Annotated in this window: 24 protein-coding genes; 8 read left to right on the top strand and 16 right to left on the bottom strand. The window is 66.8% G+C overall.

Going from position 1 to position 25,655, the window contains the following annotated elements; all coding sequences use genetic code 11:
• Positions 1-7 precede the first annotated feature (7 nt).
• The 3 genes from HNP02_RS04085 to secA2 are packed head-to-tail and all read right to left on the bottom strand — an operon-like array spanning position 8 to position 3,941.
• The gene (locus tag HNP02_RS04085) at positions 8-919 is read right to left on the bottom strand and encodes a DUF881 domain-containing protein (protein WP_184435365.1); all 912 of its coding nucleotides are present in this window, start codon (positions 917-919) and stop codon (positions 8-10) included.
• Positions 912-1,583 (bottom strand): CDP-alcohol phosphatidyltransferase family protein, encoded by a 672-nt coding sequence (locus HNP02_RS04080; RefSeq protein ID WP_184435363.1) that lies wholly within the window; start codon positions 1,581-1,583, stop codon positions 912-914. Before HNP02_RS04080 ends, HNP02_RS04085 begins: the two co-directional genes overlap by 8 nt.
• 9 nt (positions 1,584-1,592) lie before the next feature.
• Positions 1,593-3,941: an accessory Sec system translocase SecA2 gene (gene secA2 / locus HNP02_RS04075; RefSeq protein WP_184435361.1), complete on the bottom strand. Its 2,349-nt coding sequence runs from the start codon at positions 3,939-3,941 to the stop codon at positions 1,593-1,595.
• Positions 3,942-4,084: 143 nt separating this feature from the next.
• On the opposite strand from secA2, the gene HNP02_RS04070 reads away from it, so the two are divergent.
• The 3 genes from HNP02_RS04070 to HNP02_RS04060 all read left to right on the top strand — a co-directional run bounded on the left by HNP02_RS04070 (position 4,085) and on the right by HNP02_RS04060 (position 9,927).
• Positions 4,085-5,986, top strand: a complete 1,902-nt coding sequence (locus HNP02_RS04070; RefSeq protein WP_184435358.1) for an ABC transporter ATP-binding protein/permease — start codon at positions 4,085-4,087, stop codon at positions 5,984-5,986.
• A 45-nt stretch (positions 5,987-6,031) separates the two neighbouring features.
• Positions 6,032-7,945 carry an ABC transporter ATP-binding protein/permease gene (locus HNP02_RS04065; RefSeq protein ID WP_221317180.1) on the top strand — a complete coding sequence of 638 codons (1,914 nt, stop codon included), beginning with the start codon at positions 6,032-6,034 and terminating at the stop codon, positions 7,943-7,945.
• A 74-nt stretch (positions 7,946-8,019) separates the two neighbouring features.
• Positions 8,020-9,927, top strand: a complete 1,908-nt coding sequence (locus tag HNP02_RS04060; RefSeq protein ID WP_184435355.1) for an ABC transporter ATP-binding protein/permease — start codon at positions 8,020-8,022, stop codon at positions 9,925-9,927.
• A gap of 48 nt (positions 9,928-9,975) precedes the next feature.
• Here HNP02_RS04060 and HNP02_RS04055 read toward each other — a convergent pair whose 3' ends face one another.
• From HNP02_RS04055 to HNP02_RS04045, 3 genes are read right to left on the bottom strand one after another with little or no spacing between them, the layout of a single operon-like run.
• Positions 9,976-11,421, bottom strand: a complete 1,446-nt coding sequence (locus HNP02_RS04055) for an FAD-binding protein (RefSeq protein WP_184435353.1) — start codon at positions 11,419-11,421, stop codon at positions 9,976-9,978.
• Positions 11,418-11,912 carry a VOC family protein gene (locus HNP02_RS04050; RefSeq protein ID WP_184435351.1) on the bottom strand — a complete coding sequence of 165 codons (495 nt, stop codon included), beginning with the start codon at positions 11,910-11,912 and terminating at the stop codon, positions 11,418-11,420. The genes HNP02_RS04055 and HNP02_RS04050 overlap by 4 nt, the downstream gene beginning before the upstream one ends.
• A gap of 45 nt (positions 11,913-11,957) precedes the next feature.
• Positions 11,958-12,644, bottom strand: a complete 687-nt coding sequence (locus tag HNP02_RS04045; RefSeq protein WP_184435349.1) for a TetR/AcrR family transcriptional regulator — start codon at positions 12,642-12,644, stop codon at positions 11,958-11,960.
• Positions 12,645-12,757: 113 nt separating this feature from the next.
• Here HNP02_RS04045 and HNP02_RS04040 point away from each other — a divergent pair, with 113 nt between their 5' ends.
• Entirely contained in the window at positions 12,758-13,198 is a 441-nt protein-coding gene (locus HNP02_RS04040; RefSeq protein ID WP_184435347.1) for a nitroreductase/quinone reductase family protein, read from the top strand.
• A 12-nt stretch (positions 13,199-13,210) separates the two neighbouring features.
• Here HNP02_RS04040 and HNP02_RS04035 read toward each other — a convergent pair whose 3' ends face one another.
• The 4 genes from HNP02_RS04035 to HNP02_RS04020 form a co-directional block, all read right to left on the bottom strand.
• Positions 13,211-13,765: a hypothetical protein gene (locus HNP02_RS04035; protein ID WP_184435337.1), complete on the bottom strand. Its 555-nt coding sequence runs from the start codon at positions 13,763-13,765 to the stop codon at positions 13,211-13,213.
• Between the two features lie 77 nt (positions 13,766-13,842).
• On the bottom strand, positions 13,843-14,577 hold the full coding sequence (locus HNP02_RS04030; protein ID WP_184435335.1) for a hypothetical protein: 735 nt from the start codon (positions 14,575-14,577) through the stop codon (positions 13,843-13,845).
• 95 nt (positions 14,578-14,672) lie between these two features.
• The gene (locus HNP02_RS04025) at positions 14,673-15,284 is read right to left on the bottom strand and encodes a LysM peptidoglycan-binding domain-containing protein (RefSeq protein WP_309241408.1); all 612 of its coding nucleotides are present in this window, start codon (positions 15,282-15,284) and stop codon (positions 14,673-14,675) included.
• Between the two features lie 115 nt (positions 15,285-15,399).
• On the bottom strand, positions 15,400-16,806 hold the full coding sequence (locus HNP02_RS04020; protein WP_184436483.1) for an FAD-binding oxidoreductase: 1,407 nt from the start codon (positions 16,804-16,806) through the stop codon (positions 15,400-15,402).
• A gap of 99 nt (positions 16,807-16,905) precedes the next feature.
• On the opposite strand from HNP02_RS04020, the gene HNP02_RS04015 reads away from it, so the two are divergent.
• A complete protein-coding gene (locus tag HNP02_RS04015) occupies positions 16,906-17,505 on the top strand; it encodes a hypothetical protein (RefSeq protein WP_184435331.1) in 600 nt (199 codons plus the stop codon).
• 1 nt (position 17,506) lies between these two features.
• Here HNP02_RS04015 and HNP02_RS04010 read toward each other — a convergent pair whose 3' ends face one another.
• The 3 genes from HNP02_RS04010 to HNP02_RS04000 all read right to left on the bottom strand — a co-directional run bounded on the left by HNP02_RS04010 (position 17,507) and on the right by HNP02_RS04000 (position 20,701).
• Positions 17,507-18,394, bottom strand: a complete 888-nt coding sequence (locus tag HNP02_RS04010; protein ID WP_184436481.1) for a sterol desaturase family protein — start codon at positions 18,392-18,394, stop codon at positions 17,507-17,509.
• A gap of 88 nt (positions 18,395-18,482) precedes the next feature.
• On the bottom strand, positions 18,483-20,054 hold the full coding sequence (locus HNP02_RS04005; protein WP_184435329.1) for a carboxylesterase/lipase family protein: 1,572 nt from the start codon (positions 20,052-20,054) through the stop codon (positions 18,483-18,485).
• Complete coding sequence (locus tag HNP02_RS04000) at positions 20,051-20,701, bottom strand: vWA domain-containing protein (RefSeq protein ID WP_184435327.1); 651 nt, start codon at positions 20,699-20,701, stop codon at positions 20,051-20,053. Before HNP02_RS04000 ends, HNP02_RS04005 begins: the two co-directional genes overlap by 4 nt.
• A gap of 127 nt (positions 20,702-20,828) precedes the next feature.
• Here HNP02_RS04000 and HNP02_RS03995 point away from each other — a divergent pair, with 127 nt between their 5' ends.
• Positions 20,829-21,173, top strand: a complete 345-nt coding sequence (locus tag HNP02_RS03995; RefSeq protein WP_184435325.1) for a multidrug efflux SMR transporter — start codon at positions 20,829-20,831, stop codon at positions 21,171-21,173.
• A complete protein-coding gene (locus tag HNP02_RS03990) occupies positions 21,173-21,496 on the top strand; it encodes a multidrug efflux SMR transporter (protein ID WP_184436479.1) in 324 nt (107 codons plus the stop codon). The genes HNP02_RS03995 and HNP02_RS03990 overlap by 1 nt, the downstream gene beginning before the upstream one ends.
• On the opposite strand, the gene HNP02_RS03985 is transcribed toward HNP02_RS03990, so the two are convergent.
• The 3 genes from HNP02_RS03985 to HNP02_RS03975 are packed head-to-tail and all read right to left on the bottom strand — an operon-like array spanning position 21,447 to position 24,211.
• A complete protein-coding gene (locus HNP02_RS03985; RefSeq protein WP_184435322.1) occupies positions 21,447-22,670 on the bottom strand; it encodes an MFS transporter in 1,224 nt (407 codons plus the stop codon). The genes HNP02_RS03990 and HNP02_RS03985 overlap by 50 nt on opposite strands.
• Positions 22,671-22,691: 21 nt before the next feature.
• A complete protein-coding gene (locus tag HNP02_RS03980; protein WP_184435320.1) occupies positions 22,692-23,606 on the bottom strand; it encodes an SDR family NAD(P)-dependent oxidoreductase in 915 nt (304 codons plus the stop codon).
• A complete protein-coding gene (locus HNP02_RS03975; protein ID WP_184435319.1) occupies positions 23,603-24,211 on the bottom strand; it encodes a TetR/AcrR family transcriptional regulator in 609 nt (202 codons plus the stop codon). Before HNP02_RS03975 ends, HNP02_RS03980 begins: the two co-directional genes overlap by 4 nt.
• A gap of 147 nt (positions 24,212-24,358) precedes the next feature.
• On the opposite strand from HNP02_RS03975, the gene lysA reads away from it, so the two are divergent.
• Entirely contained in the window at positions 24,359-25,636 is a 1,278-nt protein-coding gene (gene lysA, locus HNP02_RS03970) for a diaminopimelate decarboxylase (protein WP_184435317.1), read from the top strand.
• The last annotated feature ends 19 nt before the right edge of the window (positions 25,637-25,655 follow it).

Genomic DNA, 25,655 nt, shown 5'->3' with positions numbered 1-25,655 from the left:
TCAGGGGTCAGCGTCCGATCTGCTTGGCGAAGTTGACGTCTCGTACCGAGCCGGCAGGGACGGCGAGGCCGTCGCCTTCGCTGACGTTGACCCCGACCCCGTAGGAGGCCTCAAGGAGCCGAAGCCGCTGTAGCGCCGGACTGTTGTCGAACGTGTCGTGCATTCCGTGGGGTGGCCCGATTCCGAGCACGACGTAGGGGCTGCTGATCGGTTGATTGTCGACGAGAATCCCGCCACCGGCCTGCCGGATCGTCACGTTGGGCCCGATCCGCACTCCGCCGACGGCGATGGCCTCCGCGCCGCTGACCCACAGTGAGTTGACCACCAACTGCAGGTCCCGGTCGAGAATGACCTGGCGACTGCCCGGCACCCGCTCCTTGGACACGTCGGTCAGGTCGCGGGCAGTCGGGGGTTCGGTCACGGTCACCGTGAGTCCGGGTCCCTGCACGCGCGTCGCTGCCGCGGCGGCCTCCGCGACGTCGAGGCTGCCAAGCAGTTGCCTGCCCTGTTCGTCACCTTCGAGACGGGTGCGCCGTTCGGTCTCGACCTCGGAGGCCAGGTCGTTGCGTCGGGACGTGGAGCCGGCGGTAACGGCCTCGGCCGACCGCACCCCGTCGGCCAACACCAACTGAGTCTCGTGGGTCGCTGGGGCGACCGACTGCGCTTGTGCTGCCGCCGCGGCGAAGACGGCGGCGACCGCCACGCCGGCGAGCAGCTGCCAACTGAGGTCCGACCACCGGCTGCGGGTGTTGCCTGACTTGCGGCGCGCCGCGGCAGCGGCATAGCCGGGATCGAGGTGCTCGGAGAGCAACGAACGCAGCAGCGACGGCACCGGGATCAGCGTCGGCGCATCCGCCTCGTGCGCGTTGCGGCCGGCTTCGGCGCCGTACCCGCCGAGCGCGCGTTCGTCGTCAGCCACTGGATCTACTTCCCGGGTCACTTCGCTCCTGCCCTCCGCCACGCACCCGGGGCATCTGGCGCACCACCAGCACGACCTGGACCAGGTAGAGCACGGCCGACCACAGATACATGGCCATGCCCCAGATCAGGAAGGCCCAGCCAATGGCCAGGATGATGCGGCTCCACAGCGCATCCCACTGGCCCAACAGGATCAGGGGCAGCCCCGACATCAACGCGAACGTCGCCGCCTTGCCGATGTAGGTCACCGGCAGCGCCGTCAGGCCGCGGCTGCGCAGCACGGGAAGCGTCGCGGCCAGCACGACGTCACGTCCGATCAGCGTGAGCACGATCCACCACGGCACGATGCCGTCGATCGCCATCGCGACGGGGACGACCAGCATGTAGATGCGGTCGACCGCGGGATCGAGCAGCGCTCCCAGGCGCGACGACTGATTGTCCACCAGACGGGCGATCTTGCCGTCCGCCCAGTCGGAGAAGCCGCTGAACATCAGCACGGCGACGGCCCAGGCGTCGGCGTGTATGCCGAGCAGGAGGTAGAGGAACACCGGCACCAGGACCAGCCGCAACACGCTCAGCGCATTCGGAATGGTCAGGATCCGGTCGCCGGGCTCCCCTGGCGTCGGGTGCACGTCCCGGATCCTGCCCTCGGGCCTGGGCTCCATGGCGTAAACCTAGCGGAAAACACCTGGCAGGCTCAGCGCGGACATGGTGTCGTCGGCCAGTGGATTGTCGTGAATCATGTAGGTCCACGTCGAGGTCGGACGCGCCAGCTTGGACAGGTCCAGGCCCTGCTCGTCTTCGACCACGTTGGCGGTCTCGAACGTCTGCTGCGCCGCCTCGATGGCGTCGGCCGCCAGCGAGCCGAACGCGTCCACCGCCATCCGGTGGAATTCGTCGAGCGGGTTCTGCCTGCCAAGCGCGCGTAGGTGGATGCTCTCCCTGATGTCGGACAGGTAGGCCTGGTGGTCGGCCCAGCCGCGGTCCAGGTGATACAGCATGATCAGCCGGCAGATCTTCTCCAGCCGCTCCTCGCCGATCTCCTCGACCAGCACTTCGTAGCGCTCGGGCGAACGCGCGGCCAGCTCCTCGCGCGCCGTCGCAGTGCGGAGCAGCTTCTCGCGACGATCCGAGATGATCGCGCGCTGCTGGGCGACCAGCTGGTTGTAGCGCCAGGTGTTGGCGTGCACGTCGAGCAGCTTGCCCTCGGCGATACGCTGCGCGTGTTCGAGCAGTTGGGCAGCTTTGTCGTTGGTGATCCGGCCGTCTTCGTCGGTGTGCGTCGGCAGCTTCTGCGGCTCGAGGTGAGCGGCGACGACGTCGTCCTCCCAGCTGGAGAAGAACACCGACGAGCCGGGATCGCCCTGTCGTCCTGCGCGGCCGCGCAGCTGGTTGTCCAGGCGCTCGGTGAAATGCCTGCCGGTGCCGATGACGTGCAGGCCACCAAGCTCGGCGACCTCGTCATGGTCGGTCTCGTCGGAGCCGCCGAGCCGGATGTCGGTACCGCGGCCTGCCATCTGGGTGGACACGGTGACCTTGCCGAGGGTGCCCGCCTCGGCGATCACCGCGGCTTCCTCGGCGTCGTTCTTGGCGTTGAGCACGACCGCGGGCACGCCGGCCTTGACGAGGCGCTCGTGCAGTTCCTCGGATTCGGCGACGTCGCGGGTGCCGACCAACACGGGCTGGTTGGTCTCGTGCACCGACTTGATGTGTTCGATGACGGCGTCGTTCTTCGCGGCGACGGTGATGTACACCCGGTCGGCCTCGTCCTCGCGCACGTTCGGGGTGTTCGGCGGGATCGGCGAGACGCCCAGCTTGTAGAACTGGCGCAGCTGCTCGCCCGCGGCCAGCGCGGTGCCGGTCATGCCGCACACGGTGGGATACCGGTTGATCAGCGCTTGGACCGTGATGGTGTCGAGCACCTCACCGGTCTCGGTGGTCTCGATGCCTTCCTTGGCCTCGACGGCGGCCTGCAGACCGTCGGGCCAGCGCTGCAGTTGCGCGATCCGGCCTCGCGACGAGTTGATCAGCTGCACCGCGTCGTCGCGGACGATGTAGTGCACGTCGCGCTGCAACAGCACGTGGGCGTGCAGGGCGACGTTGACCTCGGTCAGCGTGGTGCTGACGTTCTCCTCGGAGTACAGATCGATGCCACCGAGGGCGGCCTCGAGCTTGCGGGCGCCCGCCTCGGTGAGGTGCACGTTGCGACGATCGGGGTCGGTGTCAAAGTAGATTTCGGCGGACTTGTCCGCGAAAAGCTCGCCGACCAGCCGGATGACCTCGACCCGTGGCTGCTCGCGGTGCGTCGTGCCCGCGAGCACCAGCGGCACCAGCGCCTCGTCGACGAGCACCGAGTCGGCCTCGTCGATCAGTGCGACGTCCGGATCCGGCGACACCAGGTCTTCGACGTCGGTGACCAGCTGGTCGCGCAGCACGTCGAAGCCGATCTCGTTGACCGAGGCGTAGGTGACGTCGCAGGCGTAGGCGTCACGGCGCTCGTCGGGCGTGGACTCGGCGGTGATCCAGCCGACGGACAGGTCCATGGCCTCGAGCAGCGGCCCCATCCATTCGGCGTCGCGTCGGGCCAGGTAGTCGTTGACGGAGATGACGTGCACGCTGCGGCCCGCCAATGCGTAGCCCGCCGCGGCGATCGCGCCCGCCAGGGTCTTGCCCTCGCCGGTCGCCATCTCGACCACGTCGCCCGCAAGCATCCGCAGCGCGCCGAGCAGCTGAACGTCGAACGGTCGCAGCGTGGTTGCACGTTCGGACGCCTCGCGGGCGATCGCCAGGAATTGCGGGATGTCGGACGACTCGGCCAGCTCGCCGAGGTTGAGCAGCTTGGCGGCCTTGCGCAGCTGCTCGTCGTCGAGGCCTGCGGCCTTCTCTTCGAAGTCGGAGGCGGCGCGGACGTGCCCCATCGACTGGGCTTGATCCTTGTCGGTGCTGGCGCCGAGCAGCTTCCAGAACCGGTTGCTCAGCCGGTTCGGGGCGCTGTTCTTGGACTTGGGAGCGGTCTTGGGCACGTGTTCAAGGTACGCGGCCGGGAACACCCGCCGAGAGTGTGATCGGCACCCAATCGCATTCGACCCGGGATCAGCCAGGTCGGCGCTGCGGTAGCTTCGCCGCAGAGCGGTGTCGTCGGACGCCTGCGGAGGAGTTTCGTCGGATGGATTCTCCAGAGTTCAAACCATCGGTCGACTGGAGCAATGAACTCGTCAACTCGACGCTGTGGGTGCTCGAGACATTCCTGATCGCCGCGCTCTGCGTGGTCGTGGTGCTCGTCCTGCTGCACCGGTTCACCGGGTGGGGGCGCCAGTTCTGGCGCATCACCGGTGATTACTTCGTCGGGCGCGCGAGCTGGCCGGTGTGGTTGGTGCTGGCGGCTCTGCTGGCTTCGGCGGTCGTGTCGGTGCGGGTCAGCGTTCTCATCAGCTACTACGCCAACGATCTCTTCTCGGCGTTGCAGGTCGCCTTCGAGGGCAGCGGCTCGTCGGAGACTTCCCTGAAACAAACTGGCGTCCATGGGTTTTGGACGTCGATGGGAATCTTCGCGATCCTTGCGACGGTGGCCGCCGCCCGGTTCCTGCTCGACCTCTACCTCACCCAACGATTCATCATCGACTGGCGAGTGTGGTTGACCCGCAGGCTGACCGGCGACTGGCTGGACGGGCACGCGTACTACCGGGGCCAACTCGCCAAGGAACCGATCGACAATCCCGATCAGCGCATCCAACAGGACATCGACATCGTCACCACCGTGACGGGCGAGCCGAACGTGCCGTCGCACGGCTCGGGCAGCACCCTGCTGTTCGGCGCCGTCGAGTCGGTGTTGAGCGTCGCCGCGTTCGGCGTGATCCTGTGGCACCTGTCCGGACCGCTGACGGTCCTTGACGTCACGTTGCCGAAGGCGCTGTTCTGGATCGTGATCGGCTACGTGCTGGCCGCGACGATCATCGCGTTCTGGATCGGTCGGCCGCTGATCCGGTTGAGCTACCTGAATGAGTTGCGCAACGCCAGCTTTCGCTACGCGATGATCAGGATGAAGGACAGCGCGAGCGCCATCGGTCTCTATCGGGGCGAGAACGTCGAACGCGGCCTGCTGGACCACAGACTCACCTCCGTCATCACCAACTACCGGATGTGGCTGAACCGCATGGTGATGTTCCTCGGCTGGAATCTGGCCGCGAGTCAGACGATCAATCCATTGCCGTACATCGTTCAGGCGCAGCGACTCTTCGCGAGTGAGATCTCGTTCGGGGACGTGATGCAGTCGGCGACCGCGTTCCACGCGATTCACGACGCCTTGTCGTTCTTCCGCAATGCGTACGACTCGTTCGCAAGTTACCGGGCGGCGCTCATCCGCCTCGACGGGTTGATCGACGCCAACGACCGTGCCAGAGCGATGCCCCGCGTGACGACCCAGGACGCGGACGTGGTGGCTGCCGAGGACGTCGACGTGCGAACACCCGACGGAAAGAGACTGATCCGCGCACTGTCCCTGCGGCTGGAGCCCGGTGACGGCCTGCTGATCAAGGGCCCGTCGGGCAGCGGGAAGACCGTTCTGCTGCAGAGTGTCGCGGGCTTGTGGCCGTACACGTCCGGAGTCGTCAGCTACCCGATCGCCGCGCGGGAGACGATGTTCGTCGCGCAGCTGCCCTACCTCCCAATGGGCGATCTGAGGGCGGTGACGTCCTACCCATCTCCGGAGGGGGCCGTCGACGACGAGCTGGTTCAGGGCGCCCTTCTCAAGGTGGCGCTGCCGCATCTGATCATCCGGATCAACGAGGTGAAGGACTGGGCCAAGGTGCTCTCGGTCGGCGAACAGCAACGCATCGCCTTCGCGCGCATCCTGCTGAACAAGCCCAAGGCCGTGTTCCTCGACGAATCCACCTCCGCCATGGACGAGGGTCTGGAGTTGATGCTCTACCGCCTCATTCGCGACGAGCTGCCCGACACGATCGTGGTGAGCGTGAGCCACCGCGACACCGTCGACCAGCATCACGACCGGCAGCTCGAACTGCTCGGCGATGGCGACTGGCGACTCGATCGGCTCGCCGCCGCTCGTTGACGCCTCGGGAAGCCCGGCGGCAGGCAGTGGGGGTACCTTGCCGGGATGGATATGTTCACCCCTTCGCTGGACTGGGGCGGCGAGTGGCTCGTGTCACTGATCTGGATCGCCAAGGCGTGGGCCATCGCCGCGGTCGCCACGGTCGCGATCCTGGCCCTCATCTTCCGCTACACCACGTGGGGCAGGCAGTTCTGGCGCATCACCGGCGCGTACTTCACCGACCGTTCCAGCCTGAAGATCTGGCTGTGGTTGGCATCGATGCTGCTGTTGGTGATCATCGGCGTCCGCATCGACGTGCTCATGAGCTACTACGGCAACGACCTGATGACCAGCTTCCAGGTGATCGCTACGGGCATCGGCGGCAACGACGAAGCCGTGAAGAACTCCGGCAAGGCCGGCTTCTGGCTGGCGATGATCGTCTTCTGCGTACTGGCCTCCATCTACGTGGCGCGCGTCATGCTGGACCTGTTCGTGGCGCAGAGGTTCATGTTGGCGTGGCGGGCCTGGCTGACAGATCGGCTCACCGGGGACTGGCTCGACGGCAAGGCCTATTACCGATCCCGCTTCATCGACGACACGATCGACAACCCAGACCAGCGAATCCAGACCGACATCGACATCTTCACCGCAGGCGTGGGGCCATCTCCCAACACGCCGAACCAAACTGCGGGCTCCACACTGCTGTTCGGGTCGATCTCCGCGGTTACCTCCATCTTTTCCTTCGTGCCGATCCTGTGGGGCCTGTCGGGCACGCTGACGATCTTCGGGATGGACATTCCGCGGGCGATGTTCTGGATCGGGCTGGGTTACGTCGTCTTGGCGTCGATCATCGCGTTCTGGATCGGCAGACCGATCATCTGGTTCAGCTTCGACAACGAGAAGTTCAACGCGGCCTTCCGCTACGCCCTGGTGCGACTGCGCGACGCGTCCGAGGCGGTCGCCTTCTACCGCGGGGAGATCGCCGAGCGCGCCGGATTGCGGGGACGCTTCGGCGCTGTGGTCGACAACTACAAGCGCTACGTCAACCGAATGGTCGGCTTCTACGGCTGGAACCTGTCTCTCAGTCAGATCATCGTGCCGTTGCCCTACCTGCTGCAGTTTCCGCGGTTCTTCGCGGGCCAGATCAAACTCGGTGACATGTCCCAGACCGCGTCGGCCTTCAACAACATCCAGGACGGGCTTTCCTTCTTCCGAAACGCCTACGACCAGTTCGCCGGGTACCGGGCCGCGATCATCCGCCTTGACGGCCTTGTCGTCGCCAACCAGGAGGGCAGGGCGCTGCCGCAGCTGACGACCACGCCATGCAAGGACGGCACGGTCGAACTCGACGACGTCGAGGTCCGCACACCGGACGGCAAGCAGCTGATCAAGCCGCTCGACATGCGCCTGGAGATCGGCGACACATTGGTGGTCACCGGCCCGTCGGGCAGCGGGAAGACCACGCTGTTGCGCAGCCTTGCCGAGCTGTGGCCGTTCACGTCGGGGACGCTGACCCGGCCGTGCGGCCCCAACGAGACGATGTTCCTGTCGCAGCTGCCCTACGTGCCGCTGGGTGATCTGCGCGCCGTGGTGACGTACCCGGGCGAGGAAGGCACGATCGACGACCAGGCTCTGCGGGACATGCTGGAGAAGGTGGCGCTCCCGCATCTCGTCGTCCGGCTCGACGAGGTCCTTGACTGGGCCAAGGTGCTCTCCCCCGGCGAGCAGCAGCGAATCGCGTTCGCCCGCATCCTGCTGACCAAGCCCAAGGCGGTATTCCTCGACGAGGCCACGTCGGCGCTCGACGAGGGCCTGGAGTTCATGCTCTATCAGCTGGTGCGCGCTGAGCTTCCCGACACGATCCTGGTCAGCGTCAGCCACCGCACGACCGTCGAGCAGCATCACACCCACGAGCTGGAGTTGCTCGGCGACGGCGAATGGCGGCTGGGCCGCGTGGCGGGCGACTCCGTCCCGGTGTGACGCCTCTAGGGGCGAGCGAAGCGACGGGGTATGTCATCCCGATCACAACGGATGGGTCGCGGTAGCTTCCCGGCATGGAGATGTTCACCCCGTCGCTTGACTGGGGCGCCGAGATCGTCGATTCGCTGGTCTGGATAGCCAAGGCGTGGGTCATCAGCGCGCTGTGCACGCTGGTGGTGCTGACGTTGATCGCACGATTCACCACCTGGGGCAGGCAGTTCTGGCGCATCACCGGCGACTACTTCAAGGGTCGCCAAAGTGTTTCTGCGTGGGCCTTCGTCGCGGTGCTGCTGCTGTCGGTGATGATCGACGTGCGCCTGTCCGTCTTGTTCAGCTACCAGAGCAACGACCAGTTCTCCGCAATGCAGGCCGCGGTCAGCGACGAGGGGGTGGCGAAAGACTCGGCGATCGACGGCTTTTGGGTCGCCATGCTGATCTACCTCGCCCTTGCGGTCTCCGACATCGTCCGCACGCTGCTGGATCTCTACCTGATGCAGCGGTTCATCATCCGGTGGCGGGTCTGGCTCACCCACCGGGTCACGGGCGACTGGCTTGACGGTGATGCCTACTACCGGGGCCGGTTCCTGGCCGGTTTCGGCGACGAGCCGATCGACAATCCGGACCAACGCATTCAGCAGGACATCGACATCTTCACCACCGGTACCGGTCCCGAGACGAATACGCCGACGGTCGGGACGTCGCAGACACTCGTATTCGGTGCGATCACGTCGATCCTCTCGGTGGTTTCGTTCACTCCGATTCTTTGGAGTCTGGCCGGCCCGCTGACGGTCTTCGGGGTCACCGTGCCGAAGGCGCTGTTCTGGCTGGCACTCGTCTACGTGTTCTTCACAACCGTCATCGCGTTCTGGATCGGCCGCCCGCTGATCCGGCTGTCGTTCCGCAACGAGCTCACCAACGCCGCGTTTCGCTACGCGTTGGTGCGGCTGCGCGATGCGGGTGAGGCCGTGGGGTTCTACCGCGGCGAACGTGCCGAAGGTGGCCGGTTGATGACGAGGTTCGCGGCGATCATCACCAACTACCGGGCCTTCGTACGACGGGGTGTGTTGTTCCAGGGCTGGAACAGATCGGTGCACCAGATCGTCAGTCCGCTGCCGACGGTCGTGCAGATTCCCCGGGTGTTCGCCGGCGAGATTCAGCTCGGCGACATGACCCAGTCGTCGAGTGCGTTCCTTTCGGTGCACGACTCGCTGTCGTTCTTCCGTGCCGTCTACGATTCGTTCGCCGGGTATCGGGCGGCCATCATCCGCCTCGACGGGCTGCTCACCGCCAACGAAAGGGCAAGGGCGCTACCGTCGTTGACCGCCCTCCCGAGCACCGACGGGTCGGTGGAGCTCGACGACGTCGAGGTCCGCACGCCTGAAGGGGTGCAGCTGGTCGATCCGCTCGACGTGCGCCTCGATCCCGGCGACTCGCTGGTGATCACCGGTGAGTCGGGCACCGGCAAGACCACGCTGCTGCGCAGCCTGGCGCAACTGTGGCCGTTCACGTCGGGCACGTTGCGCAGCCCCGAGGGCGCCACCATGTTCCTGTCCCAGATGCCGTACGCGCCGTTGGGCGACCTGCGTTCGGTCGTCTCGTATCCGGGCGAGGGAGGCGATTTCGGCGACGCAGCCGTTCACGCCGCACTGGACACCGTCGCGCTTGGCCATCTGGGGAGCCGCCTCGACGAGGTCGCGGACTGGGCCAAGGTGCTCTCCCCCGGCGAGCAGCAACGAATCGCGTTCGCCCGGGTGCTGCTGGTCAAGCCCAGCGGGGTGTTCCTCGACGAGTCGACGTCGGCGCTCGACGAAGGCCAGGAGTTCGCGTTGTACCGGTCGCTGCGAACGCAGTTGCCGGACTGCATCGTGGTCAGCGTCAGCCACCGCGGCACCGTGGAGCAGCATCACCGCCGTCGCCTCGAACTGCTTGGCGGTGGTGGTTGGCGGCTCGGCCCGGTCGCCGAGGCACCGTTGCCCGTATAGGTTTTGGGTCCGGTGGGCAGGAGCGAAGCGACCCGGGGAATGTTACCGCTACCGTGCGGCGTGCGCGCCCGCCCGGCGTCCGAAGAACGATCCTTCGCCCAGCTGGGTCCCGCTGGCGTAACCCTTGCCGTCCTGAGCGATGTTGGACGCGCAAGCGCCCGCCGCGTACAGCCCGGGAATCACCGAATCGTCCGCGCGGCGGACCTGGCCGTCGACCGTGGTGGCCAGTCCGCCGACGGTGAAGCCCGAGTACATCGCGTGTCCAAGCGAGAGGTCGAACGCCGCCCACGGCCCGGTGTCTTGTGCCGCAAGGAATTCCGGCTGCTTGTGGAAGTCGGGATCCTCGCCTCGTGCAGCGTGCTCGTTGTAGCGGTCGAGGGTGGCGACCAGCTTGCCCTTCGGAATGCCGAGTGCGGCTTCCATCTCGTCGACGGTCTCCCAACCGTCGATGAACTTGATGAGCGGGAACATCGGTCGCTCCATGTGCGATTCGTCGACGATCAGGTACGCCGCGCTGTCCGGTTGATCCATCACGAAACCCGATGTGCGGGAATGGTAGGAGTCCTCGGTGACGAACCGCTCACCGAGTTTGTTGACGATGATGCCGGTGAGCAGGATGGCCGGCGGATACACCGGGGCGGTGATGAAGATCTGGTCCATGTGCTTGGTCGCTCCGCCCGCGGATTCGCCGAGCCGGATGCCAAGCCCGTCGTCGTAGCTGTTGCCAAGCACGAACGGCTTCTCGGCCAGCTTCGGTGTCAGTTCGGCAACCATGTCGGGGTTCATCACGAAGCCGCCCGCGGCGATCACGACCGCCTTCGCGCGGATCGCGCCGGATTCGTTGAAGTGCTTCCAGCCGACCCCGACGACCGCGCCGTCGTCGACGACCAGAGCGGAAGCACCCGTCTCGTAGCGGATCTGAACGCCGAGATCTGCGGCCCGCTTGACCAGCAGGTCGACCACCATGCCCGCACCGCCGGTGTCGCCGGGGACCGGCACCTTGTGCCCGCGCGGTGCCGGTTTGGCTTCGTCCTTGTACGGCCACACCTTTTCGTTGCCGGTGAACATCAGGCCCTCGGTGTTGGGCTGAATGACCGCCTTCTCGGGGTAGTAGCTGCGCTCGAACTGAAAGCCCAAGTCCTCCAACCAGTTGAAGTGCTCGACGCTGCCGTCCGCGTAAGCGCGGATCTTGTCGAGCTCGGGCTCGCGGGACACCGCGACGAGGTACTTGTACATCTCGTCGGCGCTGTCCTCGTGCCCGGTGGCCTGCTGCACGGCGGTCCCGCCGCCGAGGTAGAAGTGCCCACCTGCCATCGACGTCGTTCCGCCGGCTGCAGCTGCGCGTTCGAGGACCAAGACCCGTGCACCAGCGGCGGCGGCGCTGACCGCGGCGCAACCACCCGCGATGCCGAATCCGACCACCACGACGTCCACGTCGTCGGACCAGTCCGCCACGTCCGCGGCGTCGATGGTTTCCGGAAGCTGGGTCGTCACTGTTGCTCCTGTTTGACGTAGTCGAAGAAGGCTTGGATCTCGGGTGGGACGTAGGCGATCTCGAGGTAGGGCACGCCGGCGTCGGGCGCGGACACGTAGGCGAACTGCATGCCGCCGGGCATGGTGCCCCGGGTCAGCACCGGTGCGCCGTTCCGCTCGGCGTCCTCGCACATGGCGTCGAGGGCGTCGGGGCTGGGAGCCGTCACGCTGACGTGGTGCAATCCTGAACCGGATCGTTCGAGGAACTCCGAGTAGAGGCTGGTGCCGGAGACGGGCTGGATGATCTCGAGTTGGGTGTCGCCGGCATAGGACAGCGAGATGTGCACGACGAAGTCGGCAGGCGCACCGCGATGAGTGCACGAGTCGGGGGCGAAGTGGATGTCGGACATCCTGATCCACTTCTTGGCGCCGAGAAGCGAGGTGAGGGCGGCTTCGGTGACATCGAGGTCGCGCGTCACCCACGCAATCTGGACAGGTGTCTGGGCGGGCATCGGTTCGAGGATATCTCCGGGATCCCCACCTGGCTAGAACGTGTTCTAGTTTTGCGCCGCGAATGTGGTGAGCAACAACTCGATCTGCCCGTCGAACACCGCGGCGGGGTCGGTCAGGGTGTCCGCGCCGTACTGGCCGAACACCTCGAGGCTGATCGCACCGACCAGTGCGGCCCACAGCAGGAAGCACTTGAGCACGGTGGCGTCGTCGCCGGTGAATGCGAACTCGGCTCGGACGGCGTCGAAGTCGGTCGACATCGGCTGGCGCGCTTGAATGTTCGGCACGGGGATGTCGCCAGCGGCGATGCCAGAGGCAACGGCGGCGAACAGGGCTCCGACCACCCTGGTGCCCGGCCCGACCGTCCGCTCCGCGGGAGCGTGATAGCCGGGCACCGGGCTGCCGTACAACAGGGCCCAGCATGCCGGCTGATCGATCGCCCATTGGCGTGCGGCCCGCGCGCTGGCGAGCGCCTGTTCGGCCCAGGATCCCGACGCCGAGCGGTGCGCGCGGTCGACTGCGTCGGCGAGTTCGGTGTAGGCATCGATCAGCAGGAGGGTCAGAAGGTCGTCACGGCTTGCGACGTATCGGTAGACCGCCGAGGACACCATGCCCAGCTCACGGGCGATGGCGCGCACCGAAAGTCCGGCCGCGCCCTCGGTGACGAGGTGGCGCCTGCCGATCGCGATGATGTCGCGTTCGATCCGCTCACGCGATTCCTGCCGCTTGCCCATCGCCCGAGTGTGACACAGAACGAGATCACTGCTCTTGATTTCTCCGCAGGGTCGTGTCACGCTAATAACGAGAGCACTGCTCTCTAATATCAGACTTCCCGAAGGAGACCGCAATGACGACGCGATACGACGAACCGAACCTCGCCGCAAGGACCTTCAACGAGGTCTTCCGCTGGCTTGCCGAAGCCGGCATCGGCATCGCGGGCACCAGGGCGCTTCGGGTACGCGGCCGCAAGACCGGCAAGCGCAGAGGCGTGGTGATCAACCTGCTCACCGTCGACGGGCGCGACTATCTGGTGTCGCCGCGCGGCAATACGCAGTGGGCGCGCAACGCCCGCGCAGCGGGCGAGGTGGAGATGGGTCCCCGCTGGCGTGGCCGCGAGGTCCGCATCACCGAGCTCGCTGACGACGCCAAGCCCGAACTGCTGAGGCGTTACGTGAAGCGGTGGTACTGGGAGGTCAAGGGTCACGTCGGCGGTCTGACTCCGGAGTCGACGGATGCCGAACTCCGTGCCGCCGCGCCGTCGATCCCGGTATTCGAGCTGTCCCGCTAACCCGATCCGCCGTCACGACCCGTCGAGAAGCATGCGCACGATGGTCTGGGCAGTCTCCTGAGACATGTTGCCGGACAGTTGAAGCGACTGCCCCTCGATGGGTTGGTCGATCGCGGGAGCCGCGAGCACCATGCCGTCACGCACGAACGCCAGCTGCTTTCCGATGTTAGCCGCGGTGTAGCCGCCGAACGCCGCGCCGGATCCTGGATCCATCGCGAGCTGAACGCTGTAGAACTCGCTCATCGGCAGCTTGACCGCCTTGGCGCCGGTCAGGTTGAGCTCCAACGCAACCGGGCCCATGTCGTAGCGGGCCGCGCGGTCGAGGTCGCAGGCCTGCTGGGGTTGGTCGGGTGGAGGCGGCGGTGGCAGCTGACACTCCTCGGGCGTGCTGACCAGCGCCTGGAACACCGGCCGGACCGCCAACGGCTTCATCACGATCACGGGCGTCGTCGAGGTCGGTGTGGCGGAGCGCGACGGCGGCGCGCCAGAGTCCTTGGCCAAGAAGGGCATCACCACTGCGCCGAGGGTGGTGCCCACCATGGCGAGGATGCCGAGTGACCCCAACACGGCGATCAAGATCCGTCGACGAGACCACCCACCCCTTGAACCAGGCATGCTTGCTCTCTGCCCGGCGCTACGCCGGCCTAGGCCGGTGCGTTGGGCGGGACTGGAGGTTGGGGGACGGCGTTGGGCGCAATGCCCGAAGAGGCCGTGAAGACCTCCTCGCGGATCTGCTGATCGGCTGCCTGCCAGGAGACGGCCGCAGGGTAGGTACCCCACGTGCTGTTGAACATGCCGACGATGACGGCGCGTCCGTCATCGGTGGGCACATAGACCGGGCCACCCGAATCACCCTTCTGGCTGACCACGCCATTGGCCATCGTGAACCATCCATTATTGACGGCGTCTACGGTGCCACAGCTTTCGCCGGTGATCACACCGAAGTGGCATACCCGCTGACCGGGCTGCGGCAATACCGTTGGATCGGCGACGAGGACCCGCCCGCCGGGAAGGACGTTGTTCACCACGACCTCGGGCGCCAGCGCAATCGTCTCCCAGTCGGCGATCAGGTGATCGGTCGCGACGGTGGCTCCGTCGGGGGTGTTGTCCCGGAATATTGCTTGGTGGCCGATGACATTTCCGTTCTTGTCCCCCACCGACCCGCTGCCACGACAGTGGCCCGCCGTGTAGGCCGTGCGCGTCGCCATGTCGACGAAGCCCACCGTGCACTGGTTGGTGTCTTGGCGGACCTCCATGCCGGGAAAGACCACGACGCCGGGGTCGGCGTTGGCGGTCAACGGCGCGAAGACAGGCGCACACAGCCCGGCTGCGATCGGGGCGGCCACCACAGCGAGCACGCGCAAACGCCACCGCCGCATGGGTTCTCCGATCCGTGAAGGTAGATGGGCACACCAGCCTACCCGTAAGCAAATGCGGCCCGGGCCGAAAAGGCCCGGGCCGCATCTTGCTTGCGCTACGGAATCGTGAGCACCTGACCGGGGTGGATCAGGTCGGGGTTGGAGATGCCACTGGCATTGGCGATCTCCTGGTACCGGTTGCCGTTACCGTAGAACCGTTCGGAGATGGCCCACAACGTGTCACCTGACACCACCGTGTACGTCTGCACTGCAGGTGGTGGTGGCGGCGGAGGAGGAGGCGGCGGCGGTGCTGGTGCCTCCTCGACTACCGGTGCCTCGGCCGCAGCGAGCTCGACCTCGGGCTCGGCAGCGACGGGCGGCGCCGGCGGCGCGTCGTCGGTGTGGGTCTCGGATGACCACGCCGGTCCGTCGAAACCGTAGAGGACCAGGTTGCGGTCGTCCTGCAGAACCAGCCGGACGTCCTTGGCGCCCTTGGTGTCGCTGTGCCACACCGGCTTGTCCGCCGTGTACAGCACGAAGTTCCCGTCTTCCTGCACCTCGGCGCGGACCACGCTCTGGCCATTCGTTTCGGTCGACCAGACCGACTGGTCACCTGCGTAGAGCACGAAGTTGCCGTCGTCCTGCAGGATCGCCTTGTACGCCCCGTTGGCCGACGTCAACGACTGCCCAACCTCGAGCTTCTCACCCTTTTGGAGTCTGTCTCCCACGATGTCTCCCCTTCTCCTCATTTGACGGCTGAGAGCTTACTAAGCCTCCCTGGGTTCGTGGGCGGGTTCGACTGCGCACGAGCAAAACGGTTGGCGAACAGTCGGTTGCGGATGACTAGGAGTCGAAGCCGAGGCCGAGCGCATCCAGCGTTCGCAGCAAAGCATTGCGTCGCCCCTCGGTGTGGTCGGCGCGATCCAGTGACCAGCGGGTGGCCTGGATTCCTACGCTGGCCAACGGCTCGGGCGGAAACGGCAGCGGGCGCTTGCGGACCATCTCGAGCTCGGTACGCGGTGTGTCCTTCCCTCCGAGCAAGTCGAGGCACACGTCGGCGGCGAACCGTGCCGCGCCGACGCCGAGTCCGGTGAACCCGTTGACGTAGGCGACCCTGCCGTCGCGGGCCAGTCCCCAATGCGCACAGAACCGGGTGTTGGTGTCGATGGCGCCTGCCCACCGGTGGCTGAACCTGACGTCGTCGAGTTGCGGAAAGGTGATGAAGAAGTGCTCGGCAAGCCGGCGGTACGTCTCGGGCCGGTCCTCGTAGGAGGCGTCGACCTTGCGACCGTAGTGATAGATGGCGTCATAGCCGCCCCACACGATGCGGTTGTCCTCGGTGCGCCGGTAGTAGTGAAACTGGTTGGCGGAGTCGCCGATTCCCTGTCTGCTCTGCCAACCGATGCGCTCCATCTGGGCGTCGGTGAGCGGTTCGGTGGCCAGCACGTAGTCGTAGACGGGCACGGTATGAAACCTGTTGCGGCGCAACAGCGAGGTGAAGACATTGGTGGCCAGCACGACCTGACGCGCCGTCACGATGGCACCCCCGGTATCGACGCGCAGTGCGGCACCGCCGGAGTCGAGCGTGACGGCGTTGGTGTGCTCGTAGATCCGTACGCCGGCTTCGGCGCATGCGCGGGAGAGTTCGAGCGCCAGCTTGGCAGGGTGCACGATCGCACACGTGTCGGGTTCGAACAGCCCGGCCAGGTAGGTCGGCGAGTGGACCTCGCTCTGCACGTCCGCACGGCCGAGGAAGCTGCCCTCCCCCTTGTCCGCGGCTTCCTGGAGCCATTCCACCTGATGGGGTTCCGTCGCGACGGCGAGCATTCCGGTGCGCTGCCACTCCACGTCGAGGCCGAGCCGCGCGATCTCGTCTTGCATGCCGTCGAGATTCTCGATGCCCATCTCGGTGAGCCGGTCGATCTCGTTGGGCCAGCGCGTCTTTCCGTTCGCCAGGCCGTGAGTGAGGCTGGCCTCGACGAAACCGCCGTTGCGACCCGAGGCGGCCCACCCGATGCGATCGGCCTCGATGAGCACGATGCGTTGGTCCGGATTGCGCTGCGCGGCATGTAGTGCGGTCCACAGCCCGGTGTAGCCGCCGCCGACGACGAGCAGATCGCAGGTGGTCGAGCTCGACAGTCGCGGATACTCCGGACGCGCGATGTCGAGCCACATCGAACCGAAGCTGCTTGCGGCAAGCGACCGTTCAACGATCGCAGGATCCACATGGCCGTCGAACACCGTTTCCACACTGCGGGCAATCACACCGCGGAGACTACCCGCGGACAAGATGGCATCGACCAGCGAGACCGCCACGAATTAGCTTGCGGTCCAGGTGACGATGGACTCGTGCTGTTTCTCCTCACCGGCGCGAGCGGCGCGGGCAAGTCCTCGGTCAGGCAGGCGATCGAGGCCGATCTCGCACCGACCGTCGAATGCGTCGAGCTCAGACAGTTCGGCCCGGTTCCTGCGGTTCCTGACCTGGCCTGGCGGCAACGGATGGCCGAGTGCGCCGTCGCCAGGGCCGTGCGACTCGACGCCGAAGGCCGCGATCTGCTGCTGGCTGGCGACCCGGTGGCACCTGGGGAGGTCCTCGCGGCGCCGTCGGCACCGGGCGTAGACATCGCGGTGTGCCTGCTCGACGTCGACGAGGCCACCCAGCAGCGCCGGTTGCGGGGCCGGGGCGATCCCGAGGAGCTGCTGTGGCGCCATGCCGCGTTCGCGCAGTGGATGCGCAGGCACGCCGAAGATCCCGCCCACATGCCCGAGGTGCTCGTCAACGATGGTTGGCAGGAGATGGACTGGTCGAGGCTGTCGCGGTTGTCCTGGAAGGTCACGGTGATCGACGGGTCCAGGCTGAGCGTCACCGAAGTCGGCGAACGGGTGCGGCACTGGATCGATGCGGTCAGGGCCGGGTCGGCGCCGGTGTTCCGCCGGTCCGGCGAATGAACTACTGGGCGGTGGTCATCGGCGCAGGAATGTCGGGCTGCACGCTCTGCGGCGGTGCCCATCCTGGCCGGCCGAACGTATAGCCGATCATGTCGCGCCAGCGGCGGGCATGCCGGACGTCGCGGGCGATCGCGACGTACTCGTGGGTCTGCAGCGTCCAGACGTTGTAGGTGTCGATCTGCTTGGTCAGCCCGTAGTGCGGCCGGGACGTCTCCGCGGTGAAGCTGCCGAACAGCCGATCCCACAGGATCAGGATTCCGCCGTAGTTCTTGTCGAGGTACTGCTGGTCCATGCCGTGGTGCACCCGATGATGCGATGGCGTGTTGAACAAGAATTCGATTGGGCGCCAGAGCTTTCCGATGCGCTCGGTGTGAATCCAGAACTGGTAGACGAGATTGATGGAGAAGCTGAGGAAGACCATCCACGGCGGCACGCCGAACAGCGGCAACAGCGCCCGCAGGAAGACGTCACCGCTGATGTTCCACTTCTGCCGCAGCGCGGTGGCGAAGTTGAAGTACTGGCTGGAATGGTGGGCCTGATGGGTCGCCCAGAAGATGCGGACCCGGTGGGCCATCCGGTGATAGAGGTAGTAGAGCAGGTCGACGCCGAGGATGGCGATGACCCAGGTGTACCACTGGCCGGCTGGCAGATGCCACGGCGCGACGTAGACGTACAAGGCCACGTAACCCAGCAGCGCGATGCCGTTGAGCAGGCCACTGGTGCCGATCGACACAATGCCCATCCAGATGCTCGCCCACGCATCTGGCTTGAGGTAGGCACCCGCGGGCGCCTGCTCGGCCTCGGTGTGCTGAAGTTTGCGCGCCGACGCCCACTCGATGATCAGCAGCACCAGGAAGAACGGCACCGCGTACATCACCGGGTCGTGCATCAGCGGTGGCAGCACGTCCGAGAGAAACCTCGAGAACGCATTCGACCAGTCCACGTCGACACCTCCGAGGGCAGCGTAACGCCCCCGCTCAGCGGAAACTGAGCACGTCGTCACCCCACGCCGCCCGCAAGGCCCGGTCCGGGTCGTCCACCACGGTGTCCTGCTTGTCGATCACCAGGGTGGCCCGGTCATCTCGCCGATACGGCCGCCAGGCCGGTTCGCCAGCAAGTCCGGTCGGTTTGCCGGACACCGCGAAGTTCCGCCACCTGGCCCGCATCCGCTCCGAGACCGCTGTTCCCGTCTTCAGTCCGCCGAGCTTGAACGTCGGATCCTTCGGTCCGGCCACCAGGTTGCCCCACACGTAGGGCAATTCGGTGGCGTGTGCCGCGCCGAGGCGCAGCAGTCGCAGCATCGGCGTGGCCCAGTCGAACCGGTAGACGTAGACCGGGGCGACGGCGGCATGCCCCTCTGCCATCCAGATCGACGGCATCCGGAAGCCGAGGTCACGGGCCACTCCCATGCCCGGTGTCTTGCCGCGGCCGCGATAGGTGGCGCCCAGCTCCTCCTCGGTGGGCAGTTGGAGGCCCGGTTGTTCGGAGGCGATCTCGGCGAACATCGCCTTGATCGCCTGGGGTGTGATCGGCAGCAGCGGTGACTTCATGAACCGGAAGAGCGCCGCCTCGTGCTTGTTCGTGCCGATGAGCAAGGGCACGGCGTGCGTGCGGCCGGCACGCGCCACCACCACGGGGTAATCGGGTACCACGTCGCCGTCGACGAACGGAGCGAAGGCCAGCGTGCCTGGGGTGCGCAGGGGCACCTCGTCGAAGACCTGCTTGGACGCGGCAAGCACCGCGGCGGTCGGCGCGGCGGCCAGTCCGGCGGCGTCGTCGACGCCCAGCGCAGCGAGGAACTGCTCGGCGACCACGCGTGAGCGGGCGGCGTCGTAGATCGACGTCGCGGGTGAGCTCTGTGCGATGGCGGCCGAGAACAGCCCCGCCGCAGCAGGACTGGCCAGCAGCGTGGTGACCATGCCCGCACCCGCCGACTCGCCGAAGAGGGTGACCCGCCCGGGATCGCCACCGAAGGCGGCTACGTTGTCGCGGACCCAGTTCAGTGCGAACAGCACGTCGCGCAGACCCAGGTTGGTCTCGAACGTCGACGTCGGCGTCGAAAACGGCGAAAGATCGAGGAAGCCAAGCGCACCCAGCCGATAGTTCACGGTGATGACCACGACGTCGCCGCTCGAGGCGAGCGCCCGCCCATGGTACAGCGGCTGCGCCGACGACCCGAGGATGTAGGCACCGCCGTGCACCCACACCATCACGGGCTTGGCGTCGCCGGGTGAGGTATCCGACGACACCCACACGTTCAGTGTCAGGCAATCGTCGCCCTGCGGAGCACCGAGATCGATCGGGATCCGCGGATCAGTCGGTTGCGGGCACACCGGCCCGACGCGGGTGGCGTCGGCGGGTTCGGTCCATCGTTCCGGTGGTTGCGGCGCGCGCCAGCGCAGCTCGCCAACGGGTGGCGTGGCGTAGCGAATCCCCTTCCACACCTTGACCGTTCCGTCGTCGATGCCGCGCACCGGCCCGTGCACGGTGTCGACGATTTCGATGACGGGATGCCCGCCAAGCTGCCCGGTGCTCTGTTCGGCCGTCACTTGTTCGCGTTGCCAAGGGCCGCCACTCGGTCGTTCTCCGAGAAGCCCTGCACCTTGGCACCGGCAGGGGCGGATCGCTTGCGCGCCACGAAGGCACCCGCCGAGGCCATCGCATTCACCACTCCGCCGCCGGTGGTGTCCCAGGTCATCGACTTCTCGGCCTGCACGCCGAGCGCGGTGCCGATCTGCACGGCGTCCATGTTGGCACCGAGGAACAGGAAGTCCCAGGCGTAGTCGCTCTCCTGCCTGCGGATGGCGGCGCCGACGGCGTCGTGAGTCCATTCGCGGCTCGAGTTCTCGTGTCCGTCGGTGAGCACGACCACGATCACGGTGCCAGGCCGCTCGTCTTCTGCCAGCGCGGCCAGGTCCGCACCCACGTCGGTGATCAACCGGCCAAGCGCGTCGTAGAGGGCCGTCCCTCCCCTGGGTTGCAGTTCCAGCCGCGGGACGTCGCCGATCGGCCGGTTGGCGTAGACCACGTCGTACTCAGTGTCGAACTGCGCCAGCGTCACTCGCGCGTCACCCGGTTCGGCGCGTTGGGTGTCGATGAATGCGTTGAACCCGCCCTCGGTATCGGACTTCACGGTTTCCATCGATCCAGAACGGTCGAGCAGAACGGCGATGAGCGTGCGTCGAGGATCCGTCACGTAGTGCTCCTTCAATCGATCCGGCAGGCGTTGAGCGCCTTTTGACACCAGGCTACGCGCGGCCCCGGCAACCCCTCTGAGCTGTGCTTTTCACGGATCGGGCACGGCGGTCGACTAGTTTCGAACCGTGCGAAAGTGGGCGTTGCTGAGCGCAGCCATCACCATCGAGGTGGCGGCAACGCTGTCTCTTCGGGCGTCACGAGACCATTGGGGCTGGCTGGTCGTGGTCGTCGCCGGATACGTCGGCGCGTTCGTGCTGCTGACCCTCGTGCTTCGCGCAGGCATTCCGATCGGGGTGACCTACGGCATCTGGGGTGCGCTCGGCACCGCAGGCACCACCGTGCTGGCCGCGGTGATCTTCGGCGACCCGTTCACCTGGGCCATCGTGATGGGCATCGTGTTGATCATCGCGGGGGTGCTGCTGATCGAGATCGGGTCGCAGCGGGCCGCCGCTAACAAGACGACACCGTGATGTGGTCGGCGCTGGCCGGCGCGATCCTCGTCGAGGTCATCGCGACCCTGTCCCTGCGTGCGTCGGACGGCTTCCGCAAGCGAGGCTGGATGATCCCGGTCGTTCTCGGCTATCTGGCGTCCTTCTATCTGCTGTGGATATCGCTGTCGCTGGGGATGCCCGTCGGCGTCGCCTACGGCGTCTGGACGGCGTGCGGCGTCGCGCTGGTCGCCATCATCGCCCGGTTCCTGTTCTCCGAACCGCTGACCTGGCTGATGGGGGCAGGCATCGCACTCATCGTCGCCGGCGTGCTGACGATCGAGATGAGCGGTGCGGTGCACTGAGCACGCCGGCCAGCGACATCGCCGCGAGACCGGCGACGGGGACGATGAGCAGTCCGGCGCGCACGCTGGTGGCGTCGGCGACGACCCCAACGATGATCGGGGACATCAGGAATCCGGCCCGGCACAACCACGTCACGATCGTCAGCCCCGTACCCGGCCGCAGCCCTCGCACCCGATCGGCCCCATGCATGGCCGCCGGGATCAGGGTGGCGCTGCCGAAGCCGGCGGCGGCGAATCCGGCAATGGTCGCGGGCACACTCGGGAACGCCAGCGCAGCACTCATGCCAACGGCCGCGATCAGCCCGCCAACGCGGGCCACGACACGTTCGCCGAACCCGTCCACCAGGCGGTCACCGAAGAACCGCCCGAGGAACTGAAAGCTGACCAGCGCGATGTAGCCGAATGCGGCGATCGCGGCCGGGGTGCCCAGGCTGTCCCTCAGATAAACCGTCGCCCAAGAACTTCCGGCGTCCTCGATGGCCGCGCCCGCGATCGCGATGCCCACCAGCGCGGCCAGTGGGGCGTAGACGCCCAGTCCGGTCTTCGTGCGGTCGGCCCTCCCCGCAGCGGGGTGGCCGTCGTGGTCGGGGCCGCGAAGCAGAAACGGGTACGCGATCACGGCGACTGCGCCGAAGACGAGACCGGAGAACGCCAGGTGCACGCCGCGTGGGACGTGCAGCGCGATGGCGGCCGCTCCCATCAGCCCGCCGCTGATCGCGCCAACCGACCAGACCGCGTGCAGGGAGTTGATGATCGACCGGCCGTAGATGCGTTGCACTCGCAGACCGTGCGCGTTCTGCGCGACATCGGTGACGGAGTCTGCCGCTCCCCCGACGAACAGCGCGGCGGCGAACAGCGCCGGTGACGGGGCGATCGCGGCGCCGAAGACGAACGACGCGATGCCAAGCGTGGCGATCACGGCGACGCGGGATGAGTTGAATCGGCGGATCAATGCGCCCGCGGTGAGCCCGGAGACCAGTGCGCCCGCGGAGAACGCGGCGACCGACGCTCCGTACGCCGCGTTTGAGAGCCCCAGGTCGGCCTTGATCTCGGGGAATCGCGGCAACATGTTGGCGAAGATCGCCCCGTTGGTGAGAAACAGCGCGGCGGTGGCCACCCTGGCTCGACGGTCTCTCGTGGCGGCGGGAACGTCGTCGAGCCGTCCGAGCGCCATGGGCACCGACGTTACCGGTCGCTAGGGAACGGGCGTCAGCAGCCGCTCGCTGGTCTCCCACAGATCGAGCGCCTTGTCGCGGTCGTACGAATCGACCGACGAGCGGATCGGCCGCGTGCCTTCGAAGTACGAGCCGGTGACACCGTCGTAGCGGGGGTCGCCTACCAGCGCTGCCAGACGTTGCCCCGACGACCGCGTGCTGTTGACGTTGGGCAGAACGCGCAGCGCGGGAAACAGGTATCGCCAGGCCAACCGTCCCATCGGCGAATAGTCGCGCGCCAGACCAGAACCCGGCATCAGCCCCGGGTCGAACGCGTTGACGGTAATGCCCCGCTGCCCCTGACCGAGCCGGCGGTCGAGTTCGTAGGCGAACAGGACGTTGCACAGCTTCGAGGTGGTGTACCTGCGGCGGCCGTCGATGGTGTCGCCCGGGGGGTGGGCCAACTCCGCGGCACTGCTGTAGTGCGGGGACGGCATACCGGTGTGCTTGGCGGGGTCGTGGGTACCGCTGCTCACGACGACGATCCGCGCCGGGTCGGCCAGCTCGTCGAGGAGGCTCTGTACCAGCGCGAAGTGACCGAGGTGGTTGACGCCGAACGTCATCTCGACGCCCTCGGCCGTCAGCTCCGTGCCGGACACCACCTGCACTCCGGCGTTGCACACGACGGCATGCAACGGCGCGAGACCGGCGTCGCGGAATGTGTCGACGAAGGCGCGCACCGATTGCAGCGACGCCAGGTCGACCTCGATCACCGTGCACCGCTCGGGTGCACCGAGTCGCGCCACCGCCTCCGCGCCGCGTGTCGGACTGCGCACCGCGAGTACGACATGCCACGACCCATCCCCAACCAACTGTGTCGTATCCAGCAGTGCCCGTGCGCATTCCAGGCCAAGGCCGGCGCTTGCACCGGTGATGATCGCAGTTCTGGTGGTCATTTCTCCTCCAAGAGAATCGGAATCAAGGCTGCCATCGTCTGGTGCAGCCGCCGGTACATGCGCGCGACGTCAGTCGCGTCGGGTTCGAGATGTTCGGCAAGAAAGATGCCGTCGGACATCGCGGTGGCGACGGCGGCGAGTTCGGCAACGACGCGCTGGGCCTTCGCGGGTGGCACATCGTCCGGTATTAGTAGCGCGATCGCCTGGTGAAACCCCGCGATGGCCCGGTCACGGACCCGGCGGATGACCGGGGCGACCGCGGGGTCGTCTCTGCGCTCCAACGACAGCAGAAGAAACAGTCGCAGGAACAAGGGGTGTTGCTCCTGCTGTGCAGTCACGGCTGCGAGCTGGCGTTCGACGTCGGCCTCGACGGGAATCGCCGCGAAGTATCGCTCGGCGCCGCGCTCCATGACCGCGGCGAGCACACCTTCCTTCGAGCCGAAGTGCCAATAGATGGAACTCGGAGGCAACCCGCACGCCTTCCTGACGTCACTGATCGACGTCGCCGCGAAGCCCTTGGTGGCCATCAGACGCTCGGTCGCGTCGAGGATGAGCTCGCGCGACTGCTCACCCTGCTCCTGCTTCTTGGTCAACGGAACCGTCACGAGTCTTCCTTCTGTAAGGATCGTTACAGACGCAACAGTACACGCTCGCCCCGGAACCTTCCCCCGACGCTTCGCTCGCCCCGGTGAGAATTCACGAACTTCGTCCCAGTGCGTTCACGCTCGACGAACCGGTGGCACGCTGAGGCGATGTCGATTCACACCGCGCCAGCCACCGATCAGGTTCTTGGCCTCTTTCCGCCAGGATCCCGGCTGGACGACGACGGAACCCTGATGGTCGGCGGCTGCCGGCTCGACGACGTGGCGGAGAAGTTCGGCACCCCCGCGATCGTGGTGTCCGAGGACGCATTGCGTCAGAGGGCACGCGACTACCTGACCGCGTTCCGCAGTCGCTGGCCGCGGGCGGACGTGGCGTTCGCGTCGAAGTCGTTCCCCTGCACGGCGGTTCAGCGTGTGATGGTGTCCGAGGGCCTGCACCTCGACGTCGCGGGCGGTGGCGAGATCCTCAGCGCGCTGAAGGCCGGCGCCGACCCAGCCCGCCTCGTGCTGCACGGCAACGCCAAGACCGACGAGGAACTCGAGTTGGCCATGTCACGCGGCGTCGGGCTGATCGTGGTTGACAACTTCGACGACATCGACCGGCTCGAGCGCATCGTGCCCGCGGGTACCCGGCAACCCTGTCTGGTGCGGGTGATCCCCGGCGTCGAGGCCGCCACGCACGCGTCCCAGGCGACGGGCCACGCAGGCTCCAAGTTCGGGCTGATGCCCGACGACGCCCGCGACGCGATCGGGCGGGTCGAGCGCAGCGCCAAGCTGCGGCTCGACGGCGTGCATACCCACGTCGGTTCGCAGTTGCTCAACGTCGAACAGTTGGCCGCCGCGGTCGAGCCGATCGCCAAGCTCGGCACGTTCGAGGTCTACGACCTCGGCGGTGGCCTCGGCGTCGGCTACACCTACGACGAGCACCCGCCAAGTCTCGATGCGTACGCCGACGCAATGGTCGCGCAGGCCCGCGCGCTGCTTCCCAGTGGAAGCCGCATCATCGTCGAACCGGGCCGCAGCATGGTCGCCAACAGCGCCTGCACCATCTACCGCGTCACGACGATCAAGCGCGGACTCGTCACCCACGTCGCTGTGGACGGCGGGATGGGCGACAACCTCGAAGTGTCGCTGACGGGGCAACGATTCGAGGCGACGCTCGTCGACCGGGTCGGCGGCGGGGAGACGGTGACCGTCGTCGGCAGGCACTGCGAGTCGGGCGATCAACTGGTCGACGGCGTCGCCCTGCGAGACCCCGCGGTGGGTGACCTGCTGGCCGTCCCCGTCACCGGCGCGTACTGCTACACAATGTCCAACCAATACAACGGCGCACGCCGGGTGCCGGTCGTGTTCGCAAGAGACGGAGCCGCCCGACTCGTCGTACGCCGCGACACGTGGGACGACCTACTGGCCCGCGACGTGGACTGACGCGCGACACCCACGCACA

This window comes from Mycobacterium sp. AZCC_0083 (genome assembly GCF_014202335.1).
Taxonomy (GTDB): domain Bacteria; phylum Actinomycetota; class Actinomycetes; order Mycobacteriales; family Mycobacteriaceae; genus Mycobacterium.
The sequence above is the reverse complement of the archived record's forward strand: the minus strand, read 5'-3'. Positions and strand labels throughout refer to the sequence as shown.